We start from the raw sequence: 25,157 nt of genomic DNA, 5'->3' as shown, positions 1-25,157 counted from the left end.
AACATTGGTTAGCTCACGCAGGCTCTAGGTACATGCACGGGTGGTCGGTCGTTCGCCGGGGTCCGGTCGCGCGGGCGCGGGCGTACCGTAGACCCGGACGCACGGCATTTCGGCTTCACCTGGGGCGCCGCCGTTGCTAAGCAGCGGGCGAGCCATCCGCCGGAGCCCGCGCCGCCATGACCACCCTCGCCGATCTCGCCTCGACCATCGACGCCGCCTTCGAGGACCGTGCGAACGTGGGCCCCGCCACCACCGGCGCCGTCCGCGACGCCGTCGAGGAGGCGCTCGCCGCGCTCGATTCCGGCCGCGCCCGCGTCGCCGAGAAGGTCGACGGCGAATGGGTCGTCCACCAATGGCTGAAGAAGGCGGTGCTCCTCTCGTTTCGCCTCAACGACATGAGCGTGATCGAGGGCGGTCCCGGCGGAGCCGTGTGGTGGGACAAGGTCGCCTCGAAGTTCGCGGGCTGGGACGCCGGGCGCTTCAAGGAGGCGGGCTTCCGCGCCGTGCCGAGCTGCGTCGTGCGCCGCGGCGCGTTCGTCGCGCGGAACGTCGTGCTGATGCCCTCCTTCGTGAACCTCGGCGCCTACGTCGACGAGGGCACGATGGTCGACACCTGGGCGACCGTCGGCTCCTGTGCCCAGATCGGCCGGAACGTGCACCTCTCCGGCGGCGTCGGCATCGGCGGCGTGCTGGAGCCGCTCCAGGCCGGACCGACGATCATCGAGGACGATTGCTTCATCGGCGCCCGCTCGGAGGTGGTCGAGGGGGTCGTGGTGGGGCAGGGGTCCGTGCTCTCCATGGGCGTCTTCATCTCGGCGTCCACCAAGATCGTCGATCGCGAGACCGGCGAGGTCTTCCGTGGCAAGGTCCCGCCCTATTCCGTGGTGGTGCCGGGCGCGCTCCCCGGCAAGCCGCTGCCGGACGGCTCGCCCGGCCCGTCCCTCGCCTGCGCGGTCATCGTCAAGCGCGTCGACGCCCAGACCCGCGCCAAGACCGCGATCAACGACCTCCTGCGCGATTGAGCTTCCGATGAACCCCCGCTCGGCCGTCGACCTCGCCCAGGCCTTGATCCGCTGCCCCTCCGTGACGCCGGCGGAGGGCGGCGCGCTGGCGCTCCTCGCGCACGTGCTCGAGACGGCGGGCTTCGCGGTCGAGCGGCCGACCTTTTCGGCGCCCGGCACGCCCGACGTCGAGAACCTCTACGCGCGGATCGGCACCGGCGCCCCGGCCCTCGTGCTCGCCGGCCATACCGACGTCGTCCCGCCGGGCGACGAGGGCCGCTGGACGCACCCGCCGTTCTCCGGCGAGATCGTCGACGGCGTGCTCTACGGGCGCGGCGCGGTGGACATGAAGGGCGGCATCGCCGCCATGCTCGCCGCGGCGCTGGACTTCGTGGCGACGCGCCCGGACTTCCCCGGCTCGATCGCCGTGCTGGTCACGGGGGACGAGGAGGGGCCGGCGATCAACGGCACGGTCAAGCTGCTCGAATGGGCGAAGGCCAGGGGCGAGCGCTTCGACGCCTGCATCCTCGGCGAGCCGACCAACCCCGAGCGGCTGGGCGACATGATCAAGATCGGCCGGCGCGGCTCGCTCTCCGGCAGGCTCGTCGTCCACGGCAAGCAGGGCCACGTCGCCTACCCGCATCTCGCGCAGAACCCGATCGAGGGCATGGTCCGGCTGCTGGCGGGGCTGAAGGCGACGCCGCTCGACGCGGGCACCGACCACTTCTCCGCCTCGAACCTCGAGGTGACGACGGTCGACGTCGGCAACCCGGCCACCAACGTCGTCCCGAGCGAGGCGCGCGCGGCCTTCAACATCCGCTTCAACGATCTCTGGACGCCCGCGACGCTGGAAGCGGAGATCCGCCGCCGGCTCGAGGATGCCGCCGGCAACGCCGTGCGCTGGGAGGCCGAGTTCGAGGACACGAACGCCGTCGCCTTCCTCACCGAGCCGAGCGAGTTCGTCCGCCGGGTCCAGGACGCCGTCGAGGCGGAGACCGGCATCCGCCCGGCGCTCTCCACGACGGGCGGCACCTCGGATGCGCGCTTCATCAAGGACTACTGCCCTGTGCTGGAGTTCGGCCTCGTCGGGCAGACCATGCACCAGGTCGACGAGCGCGTGCCCGTCGCGGAGCTGGAGCGTCTGCAGGCGATCTACGGGCGGGTGCTCGAGGCGTATTTCGCCGGCTGATATCCGCCGAGTTCCTTGCGGGGCCGCAATCTCGACCTTTCCACGCTCGCAATTTTCTTTCCCTGTCGCACATTCTCCGGCAAGACGGGCGTGCACCGCGCGCCACCTTCCTTCGGAGATGCGCCATGAGCCGTTCCACGAGCGAGACCACGAGCACCGGTCTCCACCACGTCACCGCGATCTCGGGCGAGGCCCGCCGCAATCGTGACTTCTACACCCGCGTCCTCGGGCTGCGGCTGGTGAAGAAGACCGTCAACTTCGACGATCCCGGCACCTACCACCTCTATTTCGGCGATGCGGCGGGATCGCCCGGCACGATCCTCACCTTCTTTCCCTGGGCGAACGCGGCGCCGGGCAGGGCGGGCGCGGGCGAGACCGGCGAGACGGCGTTGCGCGTGCCGAAAGCGGCGATCGGCTCTTGGCTCGCGCGCTTCGTGCAGGTGTCGGTCGACCACGAGGGGCCGACGACCCGCTTTGGCCGGCCGGTCGTGACCTTCCGCGACCCGGACGGCATGCGCCTCGCGCTCGTCGGCGTCGAGGGCGCCGAGGACGAGCCCGCCTGGGCGGTGGAGGGGATCGACCCGGCGCACGCCATCCGCGGCTTCGAGAGCGTGACGCTCGAGGTCGGCGCGATCGCGGGCACCGCGGCGGTCCTGACCGAGGTGTTCGGCCTGCGCGAGACCGCGCGGGAGGCGGGGCGCGTGCGCTTCGAGGGGACGGCGCGGCTCGGCGCCGCGGTCGAGCTCGTCGAGAGCGCGGCCGGGCGTCCGCGGCTCGGCGCCGGCTCCGTCCACCACGTCGCCTTCCGTGCGGCGTCCGACGCGGCGCAGGCCGCGATGGCCGACAGGCTCGCCGCCATGGGCCTGCCGGCGACCGAGCAGAAGGACCGCAACTACTTCCGCTCGATCTACTTCCGCGAGCCCGGCGGCGTGCTTTTCGAGATCGCCACCGACGAGCCCGGTTTCGCCGCCGACGAGCCGGCGGAGAGCCTGGGCGAGGCCTTGAAGCTCCCCGCCTTCCTCGAGCCGCAGCGCGCGCGCATCGAGTCCGTCCTGCCGCCCCTGTGAGGAGTGCCCGCACCATGGCCGACCTCTCCTTCGTCCACACGCACGCGCCGGGCGATCCGGCGCGTGCGCCCCTTCTCCTCCTGCACGGGACCGGCGGGAACGAGCACGACCTCGTTCCCCTCGTGCCCGAGATCGCGCCGGGGCGCGCCTTCGTCTCGCCGCGGGGGAAGGTCCTCGAGAACGGCATGCCGCGCTTCTTCCGGCGCCTCTCGGAAGGCGTCTTCGACGAGGCGGACGTGCGCGCCCGCGCCGACGAGCTCGCCGGCTTCGTCTCCGAGATGCGCGCGGCCTACGGGCTCGCCGCGCCGGTGGCGGTCGGATTCTCCAACGGCGCGAACATCGCGGCGGCATTGATGTGGCGTCATCCGGGCGTGCTCGCCGGCGCCGTCCTGTGGCGGGCGATGACGCCGCTGCGCGAGGCGCCGGCAGGTGGGCTCGACGGCACGCCGGTGCTGATCGTCAGCGGCGCGATGGACCCGATCGTCCCCGCCGCCGACGTCGGCGACCTCGCGGCCAGGCTGCGCGAGGCGGGTGCGTCCGTGACGCACGAGACGCTTCCCGTCGGCCACGGGCTGACGCGCCCGGACCTGGATCTCGCCCGCCAGTTCCTCGCGACCGCGGGGTGAACTCGCGGGCCCGTCAGCCGGAAACGCGCTCGACGAGCACGAAACCCGTGTCGACGGCGCGCTCCAGCACCGGCTCGCCGCGCATGCGCGCCAGCACCAGCCGCGCGACCTCGCGGCCCACGAGGTCGCCCGCCGGGCGGATCGTCGTCAGCGGCGGCACGCAGGCGGCGGCGAAGGGGAGGTCCCCGAAGCCCACGAGGGCGAGGCGGTCCGGCACCGGCAGCGAACGGCGCTGCGCCTCGAACAGCGCGCCCATCGCGACGAGGTCGTTCGACGCGGCGATGCCGTCGACGTCGGGCAGCTCGCGCAGCGCGCGATCGAGGAGCAGGGCGCCGGCCTGGGGGTCGGCGGGGCCGGGGTGGTTGAGGATCGCCGCCTCGATCCCCTCCGCCCGCGCCGCCGCGGCGAAGCCGCTCGCGCGCTGCGCCGCCCGGCGGTCCTCCTGCATGCGCGCGCCGCAGAAGGCGAGGCGGCGGCGCCCGCGCGCCATCAGCCGCCGCGCGACGGTGGCGCCGACCGCGCCGTGATCGAAGCCGACGCCCATGTCGACCGGCGGCGCGCCGCGTTCCCACATCTCGACCACCGGCACCCGCGCCTTCTTCAGCAGCGCGCGGGTGTCCGGGCTGTGCTCGAGCCCCGTGAGCACGACGGCCGCCGGCGCCCAGGCGAGCGCCGTGCGCACGAGCGCCTCCTCGCGGGCGAGATCGTACTCGGTGTGGCCGAGCAGCACCTGCAGCCCGTGCGGCGCGAGCGCCGCCTCGAGCGCCGAGACGGTCTCGGCGAAGAAGGCGTTGCGCACGGAGGGGACGATGAGGCTCACCACCCGCGAGGATGCCGCCGCGAGCCCGCCCGCGACGAGGTTCGGCACGTAGCCGAGCTCCGCCACGGCGCGCGCGATCGCCTCGCGGGCCGGCGGCGAGACGCTCTTCGGGCGACGGAAATAGAGCGAGACGGTGGAGGCGGACACGTCCGCGGCGGCGGCGACCTCCGACATGGTCACCGCCTGCATCTTGCGCCGCCCCCGCCGCCGCATCGGCCCCGCGTCGTCCATGCTCGGTCCCCGATCGTAGCGCTGTGATGATGCGACGTTGGCGGATGCGGGATGCAGTGTCAAACGGGCCGCCGGCCGGGGCGACAGCGGATGTCGTCCCGGATTGCGGAGCACGTCCGGGATCCGGATCCTCCGGAGCCATGATGAGCGGCGGGCGCACGCCGCGTCGGAAGACGCCTCCATCGGCGTCGAAGGGCGCGCGCGCGTTCACGGACGCACGACCGCGCGGTGCGCGCGCACCCGCTCCCGCTCCTCATCGCCCACCTTGCGCCCGAATTTCGCAGCGCTAAGATGCGTGATCGGAGCGACCCCCAGAGAGGCTCGATGACCACCCGCCGCACCCTCGACAGCCTGCGATCCCAGCGCTGGTACGCCGCCGACGACATGCGCGCCTTCGCGCATCGCCAGCGCACCCAGCAGATGGGCATGCGGCGCGAGGAGTTCATGGGCAAGCCGGTGGTGGCGATCCTCAATACCTGGTCCGACATGAGCCCCTGCCATGCGCATCTGCGCGAGCGCGCGCAGGCGGTGAAGCGCGGCGTCTGGCAGGCGGGAGGGTATCCGGTCGAGCTGCCGGCGCTCTCGGTGGGCGAGGTGATGGTGAAGCCCACCACCATGCTCTACCGCAACTTCCTCGCCATGGAGGCGGAGGAGCTCCTGCGCTCCCACCCGGTCGACGGGGCGGTGCTGCTCGGCGGCTGCGACAAGTCCACGCCGGGACTGCTGATGGGCGCGATCTCGATGGACGTGCCGGTGATCTTCTGCCCGGCGGGGCCGATGTCGAACGGGCAATGGCGCGGCGTGAAGACGGGCGCGGGTACGCACACCAAGAAATACTGGGACGAGTACCGCGCCGGACGCCTCTCGGCGCAGGACTGGGTCGACCTCGAGAGCCGGATGACGCGCTCGGCCGGCACCTGCAACACGATGGGCACCGCCTCCACCATGACCTCGATCGTCGACGCGATGGGCCTCACGCTGTTCGGCGCGTCCTCGATCCCCGCCGTCGACTCCGGCCACGCCCGTATGGCCTCGGCCTGCGGCGAGCGGATCGTCGCGATGATCTGGGACGACGTGAAGCCCTCGACCATCCTCTCGCGCGAGACGTTCACGAACGGGCTCGTCGCTTACATGGCCATGGGCGGCTCGACCAACGCCGCGGTCCATCTCGTCGCCATGGCGCGGCGCGCGGGCGTGGATCTCACCCTCGACGACATGGCGGCGGTGTCCGCGCGCATCCCGGTCCTGGCGAACCTGTTCCCCTCGGGCGACTACCTGATGGAGGACTTCTGGTTCGCGGGCGGCCTGCCGGCGCTGCTGAAGAAGCTCGAGGCGCATCTCGATCTCTCCCGCCCGACGGTGGAGGGCCGCACGCTCGGCGAGGCGCTCGAAGGCGCCGCGTGCTGGAACGACGACGTCGTCCGCGATCTCGACAACCCCGCCGTCCCGCTGGAGCAGGGCCGCACGCTCGCGGTGCTGCGCGGCAACCTCGCCCCCGACGGCGCAGTGATGAAGACCTCCGCCGCGAGCCCGAAATTCCTGCGCCACGAGGGCCGCGCCCTCGTCTTCGACGATCCCGGCGCGATGAAGGCCGCGATCGACGACCCCGATCTCGATGTCGACGAGAACACCGTCCTCGTCCTGCGCAACGCCGGCCCCGTCGGCGCGCCGGGCATGCCGGAATGGGGCAACCTGCCGATCCCCAAGAAGCTGCTCGTGGCCGGCGTGCGCGACATGGTGCGCATCTGCGACGGGCGCATGAGCGGCACGCACTACGGCACCTGCATCCTCCACGTCTCGCCGGAGGCCGCCATCGGCGGGCCGCTCGGGCTGCTGCGCACCGGCGATAGCGTCGTGCTCGACGTCGCCGCGGGGCGCCTCGACATGAAGGTCGACGAGGCCGAGCTCGCGCGCCGCCGCGCGGAATGGACGCCGACCGCCTACCGCTACGACCGATCCTTCGCCGCCCTCTACCAGCGCCACGTCTCCCAGGCGCACGAGGGCTGCGACTTCGACTTCCTGGCCGCGGGACCCGCCGTTCCCGAGCCGCCGATCTATTGAGGCCGCGATGATCGACGTCACCAACCGCTTCAAGCGCCGTCTCGCGGCGGGCCCCTCCGCGCCGCTCGGCTCGTGGCTGATGGCGGCGGCGCCCTCGACCGCCGAGGCGATGGGGCACGTCGGCTTCGACTTCCTCGTGGTCGACATGGAGCACGTGCCGATCGACCTCGGCGACCTCGCCCACATCCTGCGCGCCATCGGCTGCACGGGCGCGGCGCCTGTGGTGCGCCTGCCCTGGAACGACCAGGTCATGGTCAAGCGCGTGCTGGATCTCGGCGCCGAGACCGTGATGGTGCCCTTCGTGGAGAGCGCCGAGGAGGCCCGCGCGGCGGTCTCCTTCGCCCGCTATCCGCCCACCGGCGTGCGCGGCGTCGCCGCCGTGCACCGCGCGTCGCGCTTCGGGCGGGCGAGCGACTATCTCGGCCGCGCCGACGCCGAGACCTTCGTGATCGTCCAGCTGGAGACGCCCCGCGCCATCGCGCGGCTCGCCGAGATCGCGGCGGTGCCGGGCGTGGACGCGCTCTTCGTCGGCCCGGGCGACCTCTCCGCCGCCATGGGGCGGATGGGGCAGGTGGGGCACGCGGAGGTTCAGGCGCTGATCGCCCAGGCGGCGCAGGGCGCGAAGGCGGTGGGCAAGCCCATCGGCATCGTCGGGCCGAATCCGGACATGGTCGCGCGCTTCCTCGACTACGGCTATTCCTTCGCCGCGGTCGCCTCGGACGTGGCGATGATGACGGGCCGGGCCGCGGATTGGCTCGGAACGCTGCGCGGCGCCGGCGCGTCCCCGCAGGGCGGCCCCACGGCCGCCTACTGAACGCGGCGGAGAGGATCCCGGCCATGACCGAAATCGTGACCCTGACGAACGGCGAGCTCGCCCTCGACCTCGCGCCGGCCCTCGGCGGCGCGATCGCGGGGTTTCGCGTCGGCGACGTGCCGATCCTGCGCGAGACGACGCCCGAGATGCTCGCGAGCGGCGACGCGACGCTCACATCCTCCTTCCCCCTCGTCCCGGTCTCCGGGCGCATCGACCGGGGGCGCTTCGCCTTCTGCGGCGAGGAGCACCGGCTCGTGCCGAACTTCGGCGACAGCCCGCACTACCTCCACGGCATCGGCTGGCGCAGCGCCTGGGACGTCGGCGTGCGCGGCGGGAGCGCGGCGACGCTCGTCCTCGATCACGATCCCGCCGGAGACGGCGCGGGCCTCTGGCCCTACCGCATGCGCGCCGAGCTGACCTACGCGCTCGAGACCACCTCGCTCGTGATGACGCTCGCCGTCGAGAACCGCGACGCGCGCCCCATGCCCTGCGGCCTCGGCTTCCACCCCTACTTCCCCCGTCGTCCCGGCGCGACCCTGCGCTTTCGCGCGACCAGCGTCTGGATCGCCGACGAGCGCGAGATCCCCGTGCGCCGCGAGGCGCCGACCGGCGACTTCGACTTCTCCGCCCCGCGGGAGGTCGAGACCGCCGCGCTCGACAACGCCTTCTCCGGCTTCGGCGGCGAGGCGCAGATCGTCTATCCGGACCGCAGGCTCGCGCTCGCCGTGACGGCGGACGCGCTGTTCGGGCATTGCGTCGTCTTCGTGCCGCCGGGCAAGGACTTCTTCTGTGTCGAGCCGGTGTCGCACATGCCAGACGCGATCAACCGCATGCCGGAGGTGAAGGACCACGGCCTGCGCATCCTCGCGCCGAACGAGCGCCTCGTCGCCAGCGCCCGCATCGCCGTGGAACGCCTGCCATGACCCGCGCCCCGCACGAGGTCCGCCTCGTCCTCGACTGCGCCGCCGCGCTCGGCGAGAGCCCCTTGTGGGACGCACAGGAGCAGGCGCTCTGGTTCGTCGACATCGGGGGCCGCGCCATCCACCGCTACCACCCGGAGAGCGGTGCGCACGCGGTCGCCGCGGTCGGCGAGGACATCGGCTGCATCGGCCTCACCCGCGGCCGCGCGCTGATCGCCGGCATGCGCTCGGGCGTCTTCCTCGTCGGGCGCGACGGGGCGATCCTGCGGAAGCTCGCCGACAACCCGGAAGACCAGGCCTGGTCGCGCTTCAACGACGGGCGCGTCGATCCCGCCGGACGCTTCCTCGTCGGCACGATCGACCAGGAGCGCGGCGGGCGCGCGGGGCTCTACCGGCTCGACCGCTCGGGGCTGACGAAGCTCCTCGACGGCCTGATGACCTCGAACGGCCTCGCCTTCTCCGCCGACGGCCGCAGGCTCTGGCACGCGGACACGCCGCGCTTCACCGTCACCCGCTACGCCTACGATCCCGCCACCGGCGCGCTCGGCGGGGGCGAGGTCTTCTGCCGGCTCGATCGCGACGCGGCGGACCGGGCGCGGCCGGACGGCGCGGCGCCCGACGTCGACGGCTGCTACTGGACGGCGCTCTACGAGGGCTCCCGGATCCAGCGCTGGGCGCCGGACGGCGCGCTGCTGGCCGAGATCCCGATCCCCGCCCGCTGCCCGACCATGGTCGCCTTCGGCGGGCGCGACCTGAAGACCCTCTATGTCACCACGGCGCGCGCCGGGCGGCCCGAGGCGGAGCTCGCCGAGACGCCGCACGCCGGCGGCCTGTTCGCGCTGGACGTCGACGTGCCCGGGCGGCTCGAGCCGCTCTTCGATCCGGATCTGTGACATGGCCAGCGACGCGCGAACGGGTCTCCACGATTACGGGTCGGTCCGCTACCGCTCCCTCAAGGGCCGCGCCGTGGTGATCACCGGCGGTGCCTCGGGCATCGGCGCCGAGATGGTCCGTGCCTTCGCCGCCCAGGAGGCGCAGGTCGCCTTCTTGGACATCGACGAAACGGCCGGCCGTGCGCTCGCCGAGGAGACCGGCGCGGCGTTCGACGCCTGCGACATCACCGACATCCCGGCCCTGCGCGAGACGCTCGCGCGCGTCGAGGCGCGCTACGAAGGCGTCGCGGCGCTCGTCAACAACGCGGGGCGCGACGACCGCCACGCCATGGAGAGCGTGGAGCCGGAGGCGTGGCGCCGCACGCTCGCGCTCAACCTCGACCACCACTTCTTCGCGACGCAGGCGCTCGCGCCCGGCATGGCGGCGCGGGGCGGGGGCGCGGTGATCATGCTCGGCTCCATTTCCTGGATGCGCGGGCGCCCGGGCATGGTTGGCTACACGACGGCGAAGGCCGCCATCAACGGCCTGACCAGGACGCTCGCGCGCGAGCTCGGCGCTTCGGGCATCCGCGTCAACTGCCTCGTGCCCGGCGCCATCCTCACGGAGCGCCAGGAGACGCTCTGGCTCACGCCCGAGCTGAACCGCCAGTTCATCGATCTCCAGGCGCTCAAGTTCCGGCTCGACGCGAGCCACGTCGCGCGCATGGCGCTCTTCCTCGCCTCCGAGGAGAGCGCCGGGTGCACCGGCGCGAACTTCGTCGTCGACGCCGGCCTCACCCAGAACTGAAGGCACCATCCCATGCACCTCGTCGCTGTCGACGACGGCTTCGACCTGTACCTCGGCGCGCGTCTCGTGCTGCGGCACCGGCCCGACCGGCCCTGCCTCTTCGTCGGGCGCGGCGAGCCGCGGATCGCGATGTACCGCGGCAATTTCGAGATCGAGGACCACGTCGAGGAGCGCGTCGGCCTGCGGCACGCGGCTGTCGCGGGGCGGCTCGTCGCCTTCTCGACGAGCCCGGAGGCGAAGCCGCGCCTCGTCGCGGCGATCGAGGGCGACGAGGAGGCCGGCGCGCTCGTGTTCGTGGAGGCGGACGCGGCGATCGACCGGTTCTGGCTGCGCGTCGAGGCGGAGCCGGGCGAGCGGGTCTACGGCGGCGGCGAGCAAATGTCGTATTTCGATCTCTCCGGCCGCAAGTTCCCGCTGTGGACCTCCGAGCCCGGCGTCGGGCGCGACAAGAAAAGCGAGATCACGTTCCAGGCCGACAAGACCGGCGGCGCCGGCGGCGACTACTGGCATACCAACTACCCGCAGCCGACCTTCCTCTCGACGCGCCGCTACGCGCTCCATGTCGAGACGACGGCCTATTCCGCCTTCGACTTCCGCCGCCGCTCCTTCCACGAGATCGAGGTCTGGGCGGTGCCCGAGCGCATCGAGATGTTCGGCGCGCCCCGCCTGGAGGCGCTGGTGTCGCGCCTCTCCGAGCGCTTCGGCCGCCAGCCGCCGCTGCCGGACTGGGTGATGAACGGCGCGATCATCGGGCTGAAGGACGGCGCCAACTCGCTCCCGCGCCTGGAGAAGTTCCTCGAGGCCGGCTGCGCGGTCTCGGCACTGTGGTGCGAGGACTGGGTCGGCATCCGCGACACCTCCTTCGGCCGGCGGCTGTTCTGGGACTGGCGGGCGAACGAGCGCTGGTACCCGGGCCTTCGCGACGCGATCGCGGCGCTGAACGCGCGCGGCATCCGCTTCATGGGCTACGTGAACCCCTATCTCGCGGTCGACGGCACGCTCTTCCCCGAGGCCGAGGCGGCGGGGCACCTCGCGCGCAACCGGGCCGGCGAGACCTACCGCGTCGATTTCGGCGAGTTCGACTGCGGCATCGTCGACTTCACCGCGCCGGCCGCCTGCGCCTGGTTCGAGGAGCGGGTGATCGGCCGGGAGATGATCGATGCCGGGCTGTCCGGCTGGATGGCCGACTTCGGCGAGTACCTGCCCATCGACGTCGTCCTCTCGGACGGCTCGGACCCGATGATGATGCACAATGCCTGGCCGGTCCTCTGGGCGGAGGTGAACGCCCGGGCGGTCGAGAACCGGGGCATGACGGGGGAGGCGCTGTTCTTCATGCGCGCGGGCTTCACCGGCGTGCAGCGGCGCTGCCCGCTGCTCTGGGCCGGTGACCAGTCGGTCGACTTCTCGCGCCACGACGGGCTCGTCACGGTGATCTGCGGGGCGCTGTCGGCGGGGCTCGTCGGCAACGCCTATCACCACTCCGACATCGGCGGCTACACGAGCCTGTTCGGCAACGTGCGCACCGCCGAGCTGATGATCCGCTGGGCGGAGATGGCCGCCTTCACGCCGGTGATGCGCACGCACGAGGGCAACCGCCCGCGCGAGAACATCCAGTTCGACGACAGCCCCGAGCTGCTCGCCCACTTCGCCCGCGCGACGCGGATCTGGAAGGCGCTCGTGCCCTACCTGCGCGGGCTCGTCGCGGACGCCGTCGAGACCGGGCTGCCCTGCCAGCGGCCGCTCTTCCTCCACTTCGAGGAGGACGAGCGGACCTTCGACGTGCAGGACGCCTATCTCTACGGCCGCGACCTCCTCGTCGCGCCGGTCTGGCGGGCGGGCGAGCGGGAGTGGACGACCTGGCTCCCTGCCGGCGCACGCTGGGTGCACCTGTGGTCCGGCGCGCGCTTCGATGGCGGACGCGACGCCACGGTCGCGGCACCGTTCGGCGAGCCGCCGGTGTTCTGGCGCGAGGGCAGCGCCTTCGCCGAGCTGTTCGAGGGCGTGCGGCGGGAGTTCGCGACGGGCTGATCCGCGTCCTCCCCGGAGGGGAGGAGGCGCCCGTCACGGCCAGCGAACCGTCGGGGGCATGGACGACAGGATCGAGGCGACGTTGCCGCCGGTCTTGAGGCCGAAGATCGTGCCGCGATCGTAGAGCAGGTTGTACTCGACGTAGCGGCCGCGGCGGATCTGCTGCTCGCGCCGGTCCTCCGCCGTCCAGGGCGTCGCCATGTCGGCGCGCAGGATCCGCGGGTAGATCTCGAGGAAGGCGAGCCCCACGGCCTTGGTGAAGGCGAGGTCGCGGTCCGGGTCGCCCGACCAATGATAGTCGTAGAAGATGCCGCCGATGCCGCGCGGCTCGTTGCGGTGCTTGAGCCAGAAATACTCGTCGCACCAGGCCTTGTAGCGGTCGTAGTCGGCGATGTCGCGATAAGCCTCGCAGGCGCCGCGCATGGCGGCGTGGAAGGCCGCGCTGTCGGGGTCGTCCTGCGTGCGCCTGCGCTCGAGCACCGGCGTCAGGTCCGCGCCGCCGCCGAACCACGGCTTCGTCGTCTTCACGAAGCGCGTGTTCATGTGCACGGTCGGCGCGTGCGGGTTCCAGGGGTGGGCGATGAGCGAGATGCCCGCCGCCCAGAAGCGCGGATCGGCGTCCGAGCCGGGGATCTGGCCGCGGAACTCGGGCGCGAACTCGCCGTGCACCGTCGAGACGTGGACGCCCACCTTCTCGAACACGCGCCCGCGCATCATCGCCATGGTGCCGCCGCCGCCGTCGGCGCCGGTGTGGTCCTTGCGCGACCAGGGCGCTCGTTCGAAGCGCCCGGGCTCGCCGGGCGCTTCCGCATCGAAGGGGCCCGTCGCCTCGTCCTCGATCGCCTCGAAGGCGGCGGTGATCCGGCCCTGCAGCTCGGCGCACCAGGCGGGCATCGCCGCCTGGAGCCGCTCGACGTCGGCCGGGTCCCAGGGCGCCGGGTCGGGCGTCGCGTCGGTCATCCCCGCTCCTCCGTCACGCCAGGCGCCCGCTCGCGTGGGCGAGCATCGTGTAGACCTTGCCGGTCTCGGAGGTCAGGTAGGTGCGGGTCAGCACCTGGTCCCGGTCGTCGCGGGCGACCTCGGTGAGAAGCCGCTCGAACTCCTCGACGTAACGGTCGACCGTCTGGCGGAATTCCGCGTCGCGGCGGTACTTGCGGCGGATCTCCTCGAAGGTCTGGCGTCCCTGCTGGGTGTAGAGCCGCGGCTCGAACTCGGCCATGACGCCGGGCTCGTAGCGGTTCCAGAAGTCCACCGCGGCCTCGTGCACGATCATCCGGGCGATGTCGACGGAGATCGAGTTGAGGCTGTCGAGCGCGTTGCCGCCCCGGGTGCGCTGCGCAACCGGCTCGGGCCGCGCCTGGGGTGCGGGCTCCCGGGCACGCTCGGGCTGAGGCTGGCTCTGGGGCGCCCGCACGGGCGCCTCGTCCTCGGAGGCGCGCACGAGGAGATCCGACAGCCAGCCGGCGCGGCCGGCGTCGCGCGGGGCGGGCTCGTCGCGCTTGAGCGACATCTTCTCGCCGCGCGGCATGCCGTTCCCGTTGCCGCCGTTGCCGCCGTTGGCTGCGCCGGCCGGGCCGGCGGCGCCGCGCAGGCCCGGCGCCGTGGCGTAGGGCTCGGCGGGGCGTGCCGGCGCAGGGCTCGAGGCGGGGACGCTCACCGCGGCCGTCTGGTAGGTCGCCTGCGCCGCGGTCACCCCGCCGCCGGCCGCGCCGGCGACCGCACGATGCGTCCCGGCCTGGGCCGCCTCGGCCGAGATCGTGTCCACCGCCTTGTTCGAGCGGCTGACGAGGGAGGCGAGCTCGTTGAGAGCCTTGATCTGGTCGGAGACGACGCGGCGCATGGCGGCGGCGTTCTCCTCCGTCTCCTTGGGCAGCTCGAGCACCCCGCGGCGCAGCTCGGCGCGGGTGCTCTCGAGCTCCTCGTGGATGCGCGCGGTCATGGCGCGCAGCTCGTCGGCGGCGTCGCGGAAGCGCCCGGCCGCGCCCTCGAGCGCCGCGTTCATGTCCGCGGCGACCTCGCCGTAGGCGTCGCGGATGGCGAGCGCGGTGCGGGTGCGCTGGTCCCCGGTCGCGGCGCGGATCTTCTCGAACTCGCCGTCGATCGCCTTCGTCGTGCTCTCCGCGGTGGCGGCGAGGACCTGGCCGATGTCGCGCGCGCGGGTCTCCGCCTGCGCGAGCGAGCCCTCGATCAGGCCGGAGAAGGCGCGCGTCGCCCGCTCGATCTCGTCCGAGCGCTCCTCGATGCGTCCGAGCAGTGCCTCCAGCGTCTGCGAGCGCTCGCCGAGCGAGCCGTCGAGGCGGCTCTCGAGTCGCTCGAGGGCGGTCGTCGCCTCGGTGAGCGCGGCGAGCTGGTCGCGGGTGGAATCCGAGACGCTGCGGCCGCGCTCGTCGAGCAGCACGGCGAGCTCGCCCGCCTCGCGGATCGCGCCGCCGGAGACCGCGCCCAGCGCGGCGACCTGGTGCTCGACGCGCTCGGCCGCGTCGCGGGTCTGGCGCGCGACGTCCTCGATGAGGCGCGCGATCTCCTGCGCGCGCCCGCCGAGCGCCTGCTCGACCTCGCCGAGGCTGCCCGCCGTGGCGCCGGCGACGTCGCGCAGGGCGCGGTTGGCGTCGTGGAGGCGCAACAGCACGCCGCCGAGCTCGGTGCGGATGCGCTCGTTGGTGGAGACGAGCGTCGTCACCGCCTCGCGCGTGCCCTCGTCGAGGCTCGTGCGCAGCGTCTGGTTCGACCGGCTCCACGCCTCCTCCAGCGCGGCGCCCTGGCTGCGCAGGCCGTCGAGCAGGTCGCGGCTCTGTGAGCCGAGCGACTCCGTCAGCTGGCGCGACAGCGCCTCGACGTCGCGGCCGATGGCGTCGGCGCGGGCGCCGAGCGCCGCGACGAGCGCGCCGCCGCGGCCGTCGATCAGGCCCTCGAGGTCGCCGAGGCGATGCCCGAGCGCGCCCACGAGCGCGTCGCCGCGCTCCTCGATCAGGTGCGCCACGGCGCCGGTGCGCTCGTCGAGCGACTGCGTCAGGGCGCTGGTGCGCCCGTCGAGCACGCCGGTCATGCGGTCGATGTTCTCGCCCATGGAGACGATGATCGCGTCCGAGCGCTTGTCGAGGATCTCGGCGATGGTCGCGCCGCCGCGGTCGAACAGCGCCGAGACGCGGCCGACCTTGGTCTCGAGCTGGCCGAGCAGGGCCTCGCCGCGCTGGTCGAGCGTGGTGCCCAGCCGCGCCTCGCCGTCCACGAAGAGAGCCTCGACGCGCCCGATGCGCGCCTCGAGGCCGCCGACGAGCGCCTCGCCGGTCTTGGCCAGCGAGACGCCCAGCGCCGCGCCGCGCTCGTCGAAGAGCGTGCCCATTCGGTCGATCCGGCTCTCCAGGCCGCCGACGAGGGCGTCGCCGCTGCGCTCGAGCGCCTCGCCGAGACGCGCGCCGCGCTCGTCGAACAGGGCCTCGACGCGGCCGATCCGCTCCTCGAGGCTGCCGATGAGGGCCTCGCCGCGCTGGTCGAGGCCGGCGCCGAGGCGCTCACCGCCGGTCGCCAGCAGGTCCTCGATCTCGCCGACGCGGGCGCCGAGCGTCGCCACGAGCCGCTCGCCGCGCTCGTCGAGCAGGCTGGCGAACAGCTTGGAGCGGGCGTCGAGGAGCGTCGCGGTCTCGCCGAGCTTCGCGCCGAGCGCATCGACGAGCCCCTGGCCGCGGTCGTCGACGAGGCCGGCGAAGGTCGCGGTGCGGTCGTCGAGCAGGCCGGCGAGCGTGCCGGTGCGGTCGTCGAGGAGGGTGGTGACCTCCTCCATCCGGGCGCCGAGCGTGTCGAGCACGCGCCGGCCCTGCTCGTCGAGGAGCGTGGCGAAGGCACCCGTGCGATCGTCGAAGAGCGCGCGGATCTCGCCCATGCGGGCGCTGAGCGTGCCCACCACGGCCTCGCCGCGCTCATCGATGACGGAGGCGAGCGAGCGGCTCGACTCGGAGAGCAGCGAGGCGATCTCGCCCATGCGATTGCCCAGCGAGGCCGCGACCTCGCGGGTGCGGGCGTCGAGCGCGTCCGCCGCCTCGCGGCCGCGGGCCTCGAGCGTGCTGGCGATGAGCGCACCCTTCTCGTCGAAGACGCGCGCGAGCCCGTCGGTGCGGGCATCGAGCGTCTGCGCGACCTCGCGGGCGCGGGCGTCGAAGAGGGTCGCGAGCGCCTCGCCGCGGGCGGCCAGCGTCTCGTCGATCGCCTTGCCGCTGGCGTCGTAGATCGCGGCGAGCGAGTCGGCGCGGGCCTCGAGCGTCTCGTCGATGGCGCGGCCGCGGGCGTCGAGCGTCTCGGCGACGGTCTCGAGCCGGCCGACGACGCGGGTCTCGAGATCGGCGACGCGGCTGTCGAGCGTCTGCGCGATCTCCTCCGCGCGCCCGCCGAGCACCGCGTTGATCTCCGCGGCCTTGCCGGAGAGCGTCTCGGACAGCGCCGCGGAGCGGGCGGCGACGATGTCGCCGATCTCGGCGGCGCGCGTCTCCAGCGAGCGGGCGACCTCGCGCCCGCCCTCGGCGAGGACGCGAGCCATCTCGCCGGTGCGCACCACGAGCGCCTCGTTGAGCGCGCTCGAGCGCGCGCCCAGGCTCTGGTCGACCTTGGCGACGAGCTCGTCGAAGGTCGCGGTGATCTCGAGCGCCCGCGTCTCGGAGCGGGCCTCGAGCGAGGCGAGCTGCTGCTCGATCGTCTCGGTCGCCGCCCGGGCGCTCTGCGCCAGCGTCTCCGCCAGCGCCGCGCCCTGGACGTTGATGACGCGGTCGATCTCGCCGAAGCGGTCGACGACGACGCTCGCGAAGGTCTCGACGTCGCGCCCGAAGCGGTCGGCGAGATCGCCGCCGCGCTCGACGATCGTCGCCTCGAGGCGGCTCAGCTTGTCGGCGATGGACCCGTCGATCTCCTGCGCGGTGGCGCCGAGCCGCTCGGCCAGCGAGCCGCCGCGCTCGACGATGACGCTCTCGAAGCCGGCGAGGCGCTCCGCCAGGAGCGCGTCGAGCGCGCCGCCGCGGGCGCCGACGGTCTCGTCGAGGCTCGCCCCGGTCTTCTGCAGGGCCTCGTTGATGCGCAGGCCCTGCGTGGTGATGGCGCGCACCACCTCGCGCCCGGTATCGGCCAGGTCCTCGCGGGTGCGGCTCGCGCCCTCCTCGAGGGCGCGCGCGAGCGCCTGCTCGTGCTCGGCGACGCTGCGGACGAAGGCGTCCTGATGGCCGCCGAGCGCCGCGGAGAGCGCCGCGGCCGCCTCGTCGAAGGTGACGCGGAACGCGTCCGTGCGGCTCGCGAGCGTGCCGGCGACGTCCTCGGACGCGCGCTCGATGGCGCTCGTCGCGGCCCCGGCGCGCTCGTCGATGATCCCGGCGAGGCGCTCGCCGGTGGCGCCGAGGCGCTCCTCCAGCATCGCGCCGCTCTGCGCGATCGACGCCTCGAGCCGCTCGGACGTCGCCTCCAGGCGCCCCGCCAGCGCGTCGCCGCGCTCGGCGAGGGAGGTGACGAGCGCGCCCGCCGCATCCTCGATGCGCTCGCGGGCGGCGTCGCCGCCGGCCGCGATGCTCGCGCCGGCGCTCTCGAGCCGTGCGCCGATCTCGTCGCCGCGCGCCGCGATGTCGGCGGAGACGATCTCTCCGGTCTTGGCGAGGCGCGCGTCGAGCTCGGCGCCGCGCGCGACGAAGCTCTCCTCCAGCGTCTGCGCGGTGCGCTCGAAGGCGTAGCGCATCTCCTCGCCCTGGCGCGTCAGGGAGGCGACGACGGTCTCGCCGGTCACCGACAGGCTCTGCGTGACGGCGTCCGCGCTCTCGCCGAGCCCGGCGGTCAGCGCGCGGGCGCGCTCGTCGAGGGCGCGGGTGAGGTCGTCGCCGGTCGCGGCGACGCCGGCCTTGATGTCGTCGGCCGCGCCCGCGAGGCGGGCGACGAGCTCGTCCCCACGCAGGCCGATGTCCTCCACGACCCGCTCGCCGGCGCGGCCGAGCGCGACGGTGATCGAGGCGCCCTGCGCGTCGAGCGAGCCGGAGACCCGCTCGCCGGTGACGCCGATCGCCTCGACGATGCGCTGGCTCGCGCTCTCGAGATCGGCGGCGAAGGCCTGATGCGAGCCGGTGATGGCGCCGCGCACGCGCTCGGCGTTGGTGACGATCGATTCGCGCTGGGCGACGAGCTCGTCCACCAGCGAGCGGATGCGGATCTCGTTGTCGGAATACGCGCGCTCGAGCGTCGCGATCTCGGAGCGCACCAGCGTCTCCAGCTCGCCCGCGCGGGCCAGCGCGCGCTCGATGCCGTCGCCGACGGCGGCGACCTCGCGGCGCACCGCCTGCGAGACGGTCTGCACGGCGTCGGTCGAGAAGGTCTCGGGCTGGCCGAGGCGCATCGCCACCTCGCGGATCGAGCGGGCGACGAGCTTCATCTCCTGCGAGCGGACCGTCAGGATCGCGGCTGTGAACAGGAAGGTGACCGGCGCAAGCACGAGGACGAGCGCGACCGCGAGCTCGCCCGGCGTCCACGGGCCGACGAGCGCGTCGAGGCCGGCCTCTGCGGCGGCGATCGCGACGAGCCCGAGCATCCACGCCAGCGAGGCCGCCGCCGCCCAGGCGTAGGGCTTGCGGGAGGGCCGCGCCTGGAGCGCCTGCATCAGCGCCCCGACATGGGCACGGTCGTCGTTGGCGACCCGGGACGTGTCGGGGCCGAAGGCGAGGGGCTCGCCCGTCGGCGCGACGGGCTCGGCGACCGCGGTGCTGCCGCGCTCCTGCGCCGCGTTGGCGGAGCCGGAGGTCCGCATCAGCTCGTCCTCGCGGATCTCGGGGAGGCGCAGCTCCTCGGCGAAGCTGGCACGGACCTCGGCGATTCGCGCCTCGTCCGGGGAGGGCGCCCGCTCGACGGACGCCGTCTCGGGAGCCCGTGCGTCCGCCCCGGCCGGAGCGCTCTCGGCGCGCGCGGGATCGCTCCCGGCCTTTTCCAGGTTCAGGGCCTGCTCGATCGCCGAAAACGCGGCCTCGGTCCGATCCTGGAGCTTTTTCTCAGTCGCCATGTCGCCGCCTCGATAACGCAACTCCGCGGCGGAGGACGCACGCGCTCGTCGGCGCTCGCCCGCCTCGCGCGACCTCCGGCCCGCCTCCTGGCCATCGACGCACTACCGCGATCTTGCGGGCGACTGTAGACAGCCGCGGGGCTCTAGGAAACCCGGCCACACAGGCGTTTTTAGGTTTTCGTTAACGCTATGGTTACCGGCCCTCGCGAGTCTTCGCCCCACACCGCGCGCAGGAGCTCGCCGAACCTGTGGACACGCCTCTTCTCGACCGCGCGCATCTCGATGCGCAGACCTTCGGCGACGCCGACCTCGCCCGCGAGGTGCTCGGCCTGTTCGAGGGTCAGCTCGACCGGCTGCCGCCGCTCATCGCCGAGGCGCGCGAGCCGGGCGCGCGGATCGATGCCGCGCACACGCTGAAGGGCTCCGCGCGCGGCGTCGGCGCCTTCCGGGTCGCCGCCTGCGCCGAGGCCTGCGAGCACGGATTGCGCGCCGGCCACGAGATCGACGGCGAGCGCGCGCGGCTCGCCGAGGCGGTCGCGCTGACCCGCGGGGTGATCGGGGCGACGGTCGTGGACCTGGCGGACGGTGCCGGCTGAGCTGCCGAGCTCGTGCTTGACAGCGCGCGCGCCAGCGCACACTTCCCCCGCGAGGCGCCGCAGCCGTATCCGGGAGACCCCATGGCCAAGATCACCTTCATCGACGTCGAGGGCGAAGCGCGCACTGTCGAGGCCGAGCCGGGCTCCACCGTGATGGAGGCCGCGGTGCGCAACGGCGTGCCGGGCATCGAGGCCGAATGCGGCGGGGCCTGCGCCTGCGCCACCTGCCACGTCTACGTGGAGGACGCCTGGCGCGAGAAGGTCGGCGAGCCCGAGCCGATGGAGGAGGACATGCTCGACTTCGCCTTCGACGTGAAGCCGAGCTCGCGACTCTCCTGCCAAATCCGCGTCCGCGAGGACCTCGACGGGCTGACCGTGCGCACTCCCGCCCGCCAGGGCTGAGACACGGCCTCAGGCCGCGGAGCGCCGCGCGATCAGCCGGTCGAGCGAGAGCGCGCCGGGTCCCCGGGCGATCAGCGCCAGGAAGCAGGCCGCCCACAGTCCGTGCGTCACCCAGGCGCCGGGATAGACGAAGACCTGGATGACGAGCGTCATCAGGAGGAGCGCCAGCGCGGAGAAGCGCGTGGCCAGCCCCAGCACGAGCAGCACGGGGAAGACATGCTCCGCCGCGGTCGCCAGGTAGGCGGCGAGCGCCGGGTCGATCACGGGAAGCGCGTATTCGTGCTCGAACAGGAAGAACGTCGAATCCGCGAGCCCGAAGCCGTCGACCTTCGTGCGGCCGGACTGCCAGAACACGGCGGCGGGGAAGATCCTCAGCGCCAGCGCCGGGACCGACCAGGGCAGGCGCTCCATCGCGCCGGTCGCGCGGGAGACGAGGCTCGCGAGGCCGGTGGGGGCGGGGGAGGCGGCGGGCTGCGATGAGACGGTCATGACGGCTCTTCCGTTTCGGTCTCGGGGAGGGTGACGCCGGCGCAGAGGCCGTGCGCGAGGATGCGGGCGAGCGCCCGGGCGGGATCGAAGGCGGCGGCGGTCGCGAGCGCGGCCTCGACGGCGTCGGCGAAGCTCGCCCCGCGCCCGCAGGCGGCGAGGAACTCGGCCTCGCCGGGCTCGGCCGGGACGACGCGGACGTCGAGACCCGGGCGCGCGACGAGCGCCGTCTCCGCGTCCCGCGAGGCGAGGGGACCCGGCGTCGCGCCGGGCTGGTTCATCGCCCAGATCGCGACGATCGGATGCGCCGAGGCGACGACGCGCAGAGCCGGATGGAGCGCGAGGCCCCACCGCTCCGGGTCGCGCTCGGCCACCGCGGCGAGGTCCGCGGGCGAGAGCGGGCCCGCGTCGGCGGCGTGGTAGGCGTGGGTGCGCGCCGCCTCCAGCCGGGCGACGTCGGCGAGCCAGGGCAGGGCGGCAGCGGGCGGGAAGCCGCCCAGGAAGTCCGGGAACGCGTCGCCGTAGAAGGTCATGACCGGCGAGCGCGGCGGGCTGCGCGCCAGGAAGACTCGCGCGGCACCCTGGAAGAAGGCGTCTCCGACGAGACGATGCACCACGGGAAAGCGCGTCGCCAGCGCGTCGACGAGGCCCACCGTGACGTTGTTGCGGTAGACCGCGAAGCGCCGCGCCACCTGTCCCGGGTCGCGCGCGCCGAGGCCGTCCGGAACGGCGGCGCCGTCGAGGATCGCGGCACGGGCCTGCGCGGCGAAGCGGGCCATCTCACCCGGCATGGGCATGGGCGGCCTCCTCGCGGGGCGCATGACGGCGCAGAACGCTGCGCGCCCGCGCGGCCTCGGCATAGAGGACCGGGAAGTCGGGCACGTCGTTGTCCCATTCGACGAGCGTGGGCAGGGGGCCGGTGCGGGCGATCACATGCTCGAACAGCGCCCAGACGGGGTCCGCGACCGGCGTGCCGTGGGCGTCGATGAGGAAGGGTGCGCCGTCGATCTCCTCCTGCGCATGGCCGCCGAGATGGATCTCGCCGACGGCGTGGAGCGGGAAGGCGTCGATGTAGCCCCGTGGCGTCGTCCCGTGGTTCGTCGCCGAGACGAAGACGTTGTTGACGTCGAGGAGGAGCCCGCAGCCGGTGCGCCGGGCGATCTCGGCGAGAAAGGCGGTCTCCTCGAAGGTCGAGGCCGCGAAGGCGAGGTAGGTCGACGGGTTCTCGAGCAGCATCCGCCGCCCGAGCCGCTCCTGCACCCGGTCGACGTGATCGCAGACGATGCGCAGCGTCTCGTCCGTGTAGGGCAGGGGGAGGAGGTCGTCGAGATAGGCACCCTCGTGGCTCGACCAGGCGAGGTGCTCGGAGAAGCTCTCGGGCTCGTAACGGTCGCACACCGCCTTCACCCGGGCGAGATGCGCCTCGTCGAGCGGGTCCGGCCCGCCGATCGACAGGCCGACGCCGTGGACCGAGAGCGCGTAGTCGGCGCGAAGCCGCGCGAGCCGCGCGTGGGCCGGCCCGCCCGCGCCCATGTAGTTCTCGGCGTGCACCTCGAGGAAGCCGAACGCGGGGCGCTCCTCGAGGATCGCCTCGTAGTGCAGGGCCTTGAAGCCGATGCCGGCATCCCGCGGCAGAGTGGGCATGACGAAGCTCCCTGTCGTCTCATCCCCTCGGGGAGGTGGGTCGCGAAGCGGACCGGTGGGGCGAGCCGGTCGAGGTCCGACCGCTCCCGTCCCGCCCGCCCGTCACGCTGCGCGCGTCGACCGCCCCGAGGGGCGATATCAGGCCGGACGCTGGATCTCGCTCAGCGAGCCCTTGCCGTGGGGGGTCTCGATGCTCTCGCAGGTGCCGGCCGGCACGAGCGACCAGGCATTGCCCTGGTAGTCGACGGTGGAGGTGCCTGCGCAGGTCGTGCCGGGTCCGGCGGCGCAGTCGTTCTCGCCGGCGAGGGCGACGCCGAAGCACTTCTCCATGTCGCTCGACTGCGCGAAGGACGGCGCGGCGGCGAGGGAGAGGGCGGCGGCGACGGTGCCGGCGAGGGCGAGCTTGGTCTTCGGGGACATGTGGTTTTCCCTCCGGTCTGATGCTGGTTCGTCTACGGATCGGGTCTCGACGCGGCCCGTTGTGGGTGCCGCAACCCAGCTTCGCGCTCTGTGCATGGCTCGTTACGCGTCTCGCGCATCCGTGATCGGCGCGGAAACCTCTCCTGTGCTCGGGCGTTCGTCCCGCGACCCCGCCGCGTGTTCGGCGCGGCGTCCTGAGAGTAGGAGATTTTTCATGACCATGTCCCGCACCATTCTCGGCACCGCCATGGCGCTCGCCGCGGCGACGGCACTCGTCACCCTCCCGGCCAGCGCCCAGACGGCGGTCGAGACCGCTCCCGGGGCGGCCACCGGCGGGCTCGGCATCTCGTCGGTCTTCGCCACCGCCGACGATCTCGACGACGTCGAGGTCTGGGGCGCCAACGGCGAGGAGATCGGCGAGGTCGAGGAGGTCGTCGTCGGCGCCGACGGCACCCACTACATCGTGCTCGAGGTCGGCGGCTTCCTCGGCATCGGCGACGACGACGTCGCGATCCCGATGGACCGTTTCGCTGCCCGCGGCGACGAGGGCCTCGTGCTCGTGTCGATGACCGAGGACGAGCTCGAGCAGATGGCGGAGTACGAGGAGGGCGACGCCGGCTACACGGTGCTCGGCGGCGCCGACCCGATCGAGATCCGCATGATGGAGTGACGCATCGTCACCCGCGACGAACGGCGCATGGCGCCTGCGGCGGCCGCCCGGAACCCCGGGCGGCCGTTCGCGATTCGGATACATGACCCATCGCACCAGACACACGGCGCCCCTCGCGGGCGCGCTCGCCGCCCTCCTCCTCGCCGCACCGGCCTCGGCGCAGGGCGACATCGGAAACCCACCGGACCGGCCGCCGCCCCGCGAGCAAGGCTTCACCGAGCGCGGCGGCTATTCGGACGCGCTGCGGCTGCTCGGCGACGACATCCGCCTGCCGCCGCCCTCCAACGAGAGCCGCGGCCCGCTGACCATCGTCGACTTCGAAGGCAAGCCGCTGCGCGCCCCGTCCGGCGACATCATCGGGAAGGTCGACAAGATCGTGCTCGGCCCCGATCGCGAACGCTGGGTGGTGTTCGACCACGGCGGCTTCCTCGGCTTCGACGAGCGCAAGGTGGCGCTGCCGCTTTCGCGCGTCACGCGGCGCGGCGACGACTTCTTCGTCCACGGCGTGACGGAGGAGGATGTGCGCAACCTGCCGGGCGTCGTCGAGCGCTGGGACGACTATCCGCGGCTCAAGGTCCAGGGGCCGCTCGGCCTCGACTTCGACGAGACGGAGGTCGGCGGATGAGGCGGCTCGTTCCAGGAACGGCGCTCGCGGTCGCCTCCGGCGCGGCGATGCTCGCCGCCGCAGGCGCGCTCGCGCAGACCGTCACGCCGGAGGTCGAGCCGCCCGTCGGCGTCGACGCCGTCAACCCGATCCAGAACATGCCCGGCAGCCCCGCGACTCCGAGGGGAATCGGCGACGAGGCCCCCCGGGTGCCGACCGGCGCGCCCGCCGGCCCCGAGAACGCGCTGCCCTTCGCCCCGCCGACCCCGCTCACCGAGGAGAGCCTCTACGCGGGGTTTCGCGTCGAGGACCTGATCGGCGAGCCCGTGCTCGGGCGCGACGGCGGGATCGTCGGCACCACGCGCGACCTCGTCTTCGGGCCGGACGGGCGCGTGCGTGCCCTCGTGGCGGAGAGCGGCGGCTTCCTCGACATCGGCAACTCGTACTTCCGCGTGCCGTGGGAGGACGTGTCGGTCACGCCCGGCGAGCCGGGCGTCGCGGTGCCCGTGACGGAGGAGAACGCCGAGATCTACGATCCCTTCGACGAGCGCGATTTCGTCGTCACCGGCCCGAGGGCCTTTCGCGCAACCGAGGTGATCGGCGATTACGTCCAGCTGCGCGACCAGACGGGCTTCGGCATCGTCGTCGATCTCGTCGTGGCGCCGGAAGGCCGCCTGCGTGCGGCGCTCGTCACGCGCCGCGGCGCCTTCGGCGGCGGCCTCTACGCCTATCCCTACACGGGAACGGGAGAAGGCGGCGCGATGCCCGGCGAGAACGGGCGCGTCGCGCTGCCCTACGACACGCCGGAGGACGCCGCACGCGCCATTCCCGCCGACCCGGAGCGCTTCGGCGACCCGTTCTGAGCCGCGCGCGCCCGCCAGATGCG

Annotated in this window: 22 protein-coding genes; 15 read left to right on the top strand and 7 right to left on the bottom strand. The window is 73.4% G+C overall.

The window, feature by feature from the left end; translation table 11 throughout:
* Nucleotides 1-176: 176 nt before the first annotated feature.
* The 4 genes from dapD to G407_RS0103160 all read left to right on the top strand — a co-directional run bounded on the left by dapD (nucleotide 177) and on the right by G407_RS0103160 (nucleotide 3,883).
* On the top strand, nucleotides 177-1,022 hold the full coding sequence (gene dapD / locus G407_RS0103175) for a 2,3,4,5-tetrahydropyridine-2,6-dicarboxylate N-succinyltransferase (RefSeq protein WP_029029645.1): 846 nt from the start codon (nucleotides 177-179) through the stop codon (nucleotides 1,020-1,022).
* A 7-nt stretch (nucleotides 1,023-1,029) separates the two neighbouring features.
* Entirely contained in the window at nucleotides 1,030-2,190 is a 1,161-nt protein-coding gene (dapE, locus tag G407_RS0103170) for a succinyl-diaminopimelate desuccinylase (protein WP_029029644.1), read from the top strand.
* Between the two features lie 125 nt (nucleotides 2,191-2,315).
* On the top strand, nucleotides 2,316-3,257 hold the full coding sequence (locus G407_RS0103165) for a ring-cleaving dioxygenase (RefSeq protein ID WP_043538796.1): 942 nt from the start codon (nucleotides 2,316-2,318) through the stop codon (nucleotides 3,255-3,257).
* A 14-nt stretch (nucleotides 3,258-3,271) separates the two neighbouring features.
* Nucleotides 3,272-3,883 carry an alpha/beta hydrolase gene (locus tag G407_RS0103160; protein WP_029029642.1) on the top strand — a complete coding sequence of 204 codons (612 nt, stop codon included), beginning with the start codon at nucleotides 3,272-3,274 and terminating at the stop codon, nucleotides 3,881-3,883.
* A gap of 13 nt (nucleotides 3,884-3,896) precedes the next feature.
* Here G407_RS0103160 and G407_RS0103155 read toward each other — a convergent pair whose 3' ends face one another.
* Nucleotides 3,897-4,934 carry a LacI family DNA-binding transcriptional regulator gene (locus tag G407_RS0103155; RefSeq protein ID WP_029029641.1) on the bottom strand — a complete coding sequence of 346 codons (1,038 nt, stop codon included), beginning with the start codon at nucleotides 4,932-4,934 and terminating at the stop codon, nucleotides 3,897-3,899.
* A 324-nt stretch (nucleotides 4,935-5,258) separates the two neighbouring features.
* Between G407_RS0103155 and araD the strand changes: the two genes are divergently transcribed.
* The 6 genes from araD to G407_RS0103125 are packed head-to-tail and all read left to right on the top strand — an operon-like array spanning nucleotide 5,259 to nucleotide 12,437.
* Nucleotides 5,259-6,995: an L-arabinonate dehydratase gene (araD, locus tag G407_RS0103150; RefSeq protein WP_029029640.1), complete on the top strand. Its 1,737-nt coding sequence runs from the start codon at nucleotides 5,259-5,261 to the stop codon at nucleotides 6,993-6,995.
* A gap of 7 nt (nucleotides 6,996-7,002) precedes the next feature.
* Nucleotides 7,003-7,809, top strand: coding sequence for an HpcH/HpaI aldolase family protein (locus G407_RS0103145; RefSeq protein WP_029029639.1), 807 nt, complete (start codon nucleotides 7,003-7,005; stop codon nucleotides 7,807-7,809).
* Nucleotides 7,810-7,832: 23 nt separating this feature from the next.
* The gene (locus tag G407_RS0103140; protein ID WP_052340888.1) at nucleotides 7,833-8,732 is read left to right on the top strand and encodes an aldose 1-epimerase; all 900 of its coding nucleotides are present in this window, start codon (nucleotides 7,833-7,835) and stop codon (nucleotides 8,730-8,732) included.
* Nucleotides 8,729-9,622: an SMP-30/gluconolactonase/LRE family protein gene (locus G407_RS0103135; protein ID WP_029029637.1), complete on the top strand. Its 894-nt coding sequence runs from the start codon at nucleotides 8,729-8,731 to the stop codon at nucleotides 9,620-9,622. The genes G407_RS0103140 and G407_RS0103135 overlap by 4 nt, the downstream gene beginning before the upstream one ends.
* Nucleotide 9,623: 1 nt before the next feature.
* Complete coding sequence (locus G407_RS0103130) at nucleotides 9,624-10,409, top strand: SDR family NAD(P)-dependent oxidoreductase (RefSeq protein WP_029029636.1); 786 nt, start codon at nucleotides 9,624-9,626, stop codon at nucleotides 10,407-10,409.
* A 12-nt stretch (nucleotides 10,410-10,421) separates the two neighbouring features.
* Nucleotides 10,422-12,437, top strand: coding sequence for an alpha-glucosidase (locus G407_RS0103125; protein WP_029029635.1), 2,016 nt, complete (start codon nucleotides 10,422-10,424; stop codon nucleotides 12,435-12,437).
* A gap of 33 nt (nucleotides 12,438-12,470) precedes the next feature.
* Here the strand turns inward: G407_RS0103125 and hemF are convergent, their stop codons facing one another.
* Nucleotides 12,471-13,397, bottom strand: a complete 927-nt coding sequence (gene hemF, locus G407_RS0103120; RefSeq protein ID WP_029029634.1) for an oxygen-dependent coproporphyrinogen oxidase — start codon at nucleotides 13,395-13,397, stop codon at nucleotides 12,471-12,473.
* 13 nt (nucleotides 13,398-13,410) lie between these two features.
* Nucleotides 13,411-19,449 carry an apolipoprotein A-IV repeat region-like domain-containing protein gene (locus G407_RS0103115; protein WP_029029633.1) on the bottom strand — a complete coding sequence of 2,013 codons (6,039 nt, stop codon included), beginning with the start codon at nucleotides 19,447-19,449 and terminating at the stop codon, nucleotides 13,411-13,413.
* A gap of 248 nt (nucleotides 19,450-19,697) precedes the next feature.
* Between G407_RS0103115 and G407_RS0103110 the strand changes: the two genes are divergently transcribed.
* Both G407_RS0103110 and G407_RS0103105 read left to right on the top strand, forming a co-directional pair.
* Nucleotides 19,698-20,045 (top strand): Hpt domain-containing protein, encoded by a 348-nt coding sequence (locus G407_RS0103110; protein ID WP_029029632.1) that lies wholly within the window; start codon nucleotides 19,698-19,700, stop codon nucleotides 20,043-20,045.
* Between the two features lie 81 nt (nucleotides 20,046-20,126).
* Nucleotides 20,127-20,447 carry a 2Fe-2S iron-sulfur cluster-binding protein gene (locus G407_RS0103105; RefSeq protein WP_029029631.1) on the top strand — a complete coding sequence of 107 codons (321 nt, stop codon included), beginning with the start codon at nucleotides 20,127-20,129 and terminating at the stop codon, nucleotides 20,445-20,447.
* A 9-nt stretch (nucleotides 20,448-20,456) separates the two neighbouring features.
* On the opposite strand, the gene G407_RS0103100 is transcribed toward G407_RS0103105, so the two are convergent.
* The 4 genes from G407_RS0103100 to G407_RS0103085 form a co-directional block, all read right to left on the bottom strand.
* On the bottom strand, nucleotides 20,457-20,936 hold the full coding sequence (locus tag G407_RS0103100) for a DoxX family protein (RefSeq protein WP_029029630.1): 480 nt from the start codon (nucleotides 20,934-20,936) through the stop codon (nucleotides 20,457-20,459).
* Nucleotides 20,933-21,730 (bottom strand): HvfC/BufC N-terminal domain-containing protein, encoded by a 798-nt coding sequence (locus G407_RS0103095; protein ID WP_052340887.1) that lies wholly within the window; start codon nucleotides 21,728-21,730, stop codon nucleotides 20,933-20,935. Before G407_RS0103095 ends, G407_RS0103100 begins: the two co-directional genes overlap by 4 nt.
* A complete protein-coding gene (gene bufB / locus G407_RS0103090; protein WP_029029628.1) occupies nucleotides 21,714-22,577 on the bottom strand; it encodes an MNIO family bufferin maturase in 864 nt (287 codons plus the stop codon). Before bufB ends, G407_RS0103095 begins: the two co-directional genes overlap by 17 nt.
* 138 nt (nucleotides 22,578-22,715) lie before the next feature.
* Nucleotides 22,716-22,997 (bottom strand): BufA1 family periplasmic bufferin-type metallophore, encoded by a 282-nt coding sequence (locus tag G407_RS0103085; RefSeq protein WP_029029627.1) that lies wholly within the window; start codon nucleotides 22,995-22,997, stop codon nucleotides 22,716-22,718.
* Nucleotides 22,998-23,211: 214 nt separating this feature from the next.
* Here G407_RS0103085 and G407_RS31990 point away from each other — a divergent pair, with 214 nt between their 5' ends.
* The 3 genes from G407_RS31990 to G407_RS0103070 all read left to right on the top strand — a co-directional run bounded on the left by G407_RS31990 (nucleotide 23,212) and on the right by G407_RS0103070 (nucleotide 25,134).
* Nucleotides 23,212-23,667, top strand: a complete 456-nt coding sequence (locus G407_RS31990) for a PRC-barrel domain-containing protein (RefSeq protein ID WP_029029626.1) — start codon at nucleotides 23,212-23,214, stop codon at nucleotides 23,665-23,667.
* 82 nt (nucleotides 23,668-23,749) lie between these two features.
* Nucleotides 23,750-24,292 carry a PRC-barrel domain-containing protein gene (locus G407_RS0103075; RefSeq protein WP_029029625.1) on the top strand — a complete coding sequence of 181 codons (543 nt, stop codon included), beginning with the start codon at nucleotides 23,750-23,752 and terminating at the stop codon, nucleotides 24,290-24,292.
* Nucleotides 24,289-25,134 (top strand): PRC-barrel domain-containing protein, encoded by an 846-nt coding sequence (locus G407_RS0103070; protein ID WP_029029624.1) that lies wholly within the window; start codon nucleotides 24,289-24,291, stop codon nucleotides 25,132-25,134. The genes G407_RS0103075 and G407_RS0103070 overlap by 4 nt, the downstream gene beginning before the upstream one ends.
* Nucleotides 25,135-25,157: the final 23 nt, after the last annotated feature.

Source organism: Salinarimonas rosea DSM 21201, assembly GCF_000429045.1.
GTDB lineage: Bacteria > Pseudomonadota > Alphaproteobacteria > Rhizobiales > Beijerinckiaceae > Salinarimonas > Salinarimonas rosea.
Note: the sequence above shows the minus strand (reverse complement) of the source record. Positions and strands in the feature narration are given on the sequence as shown.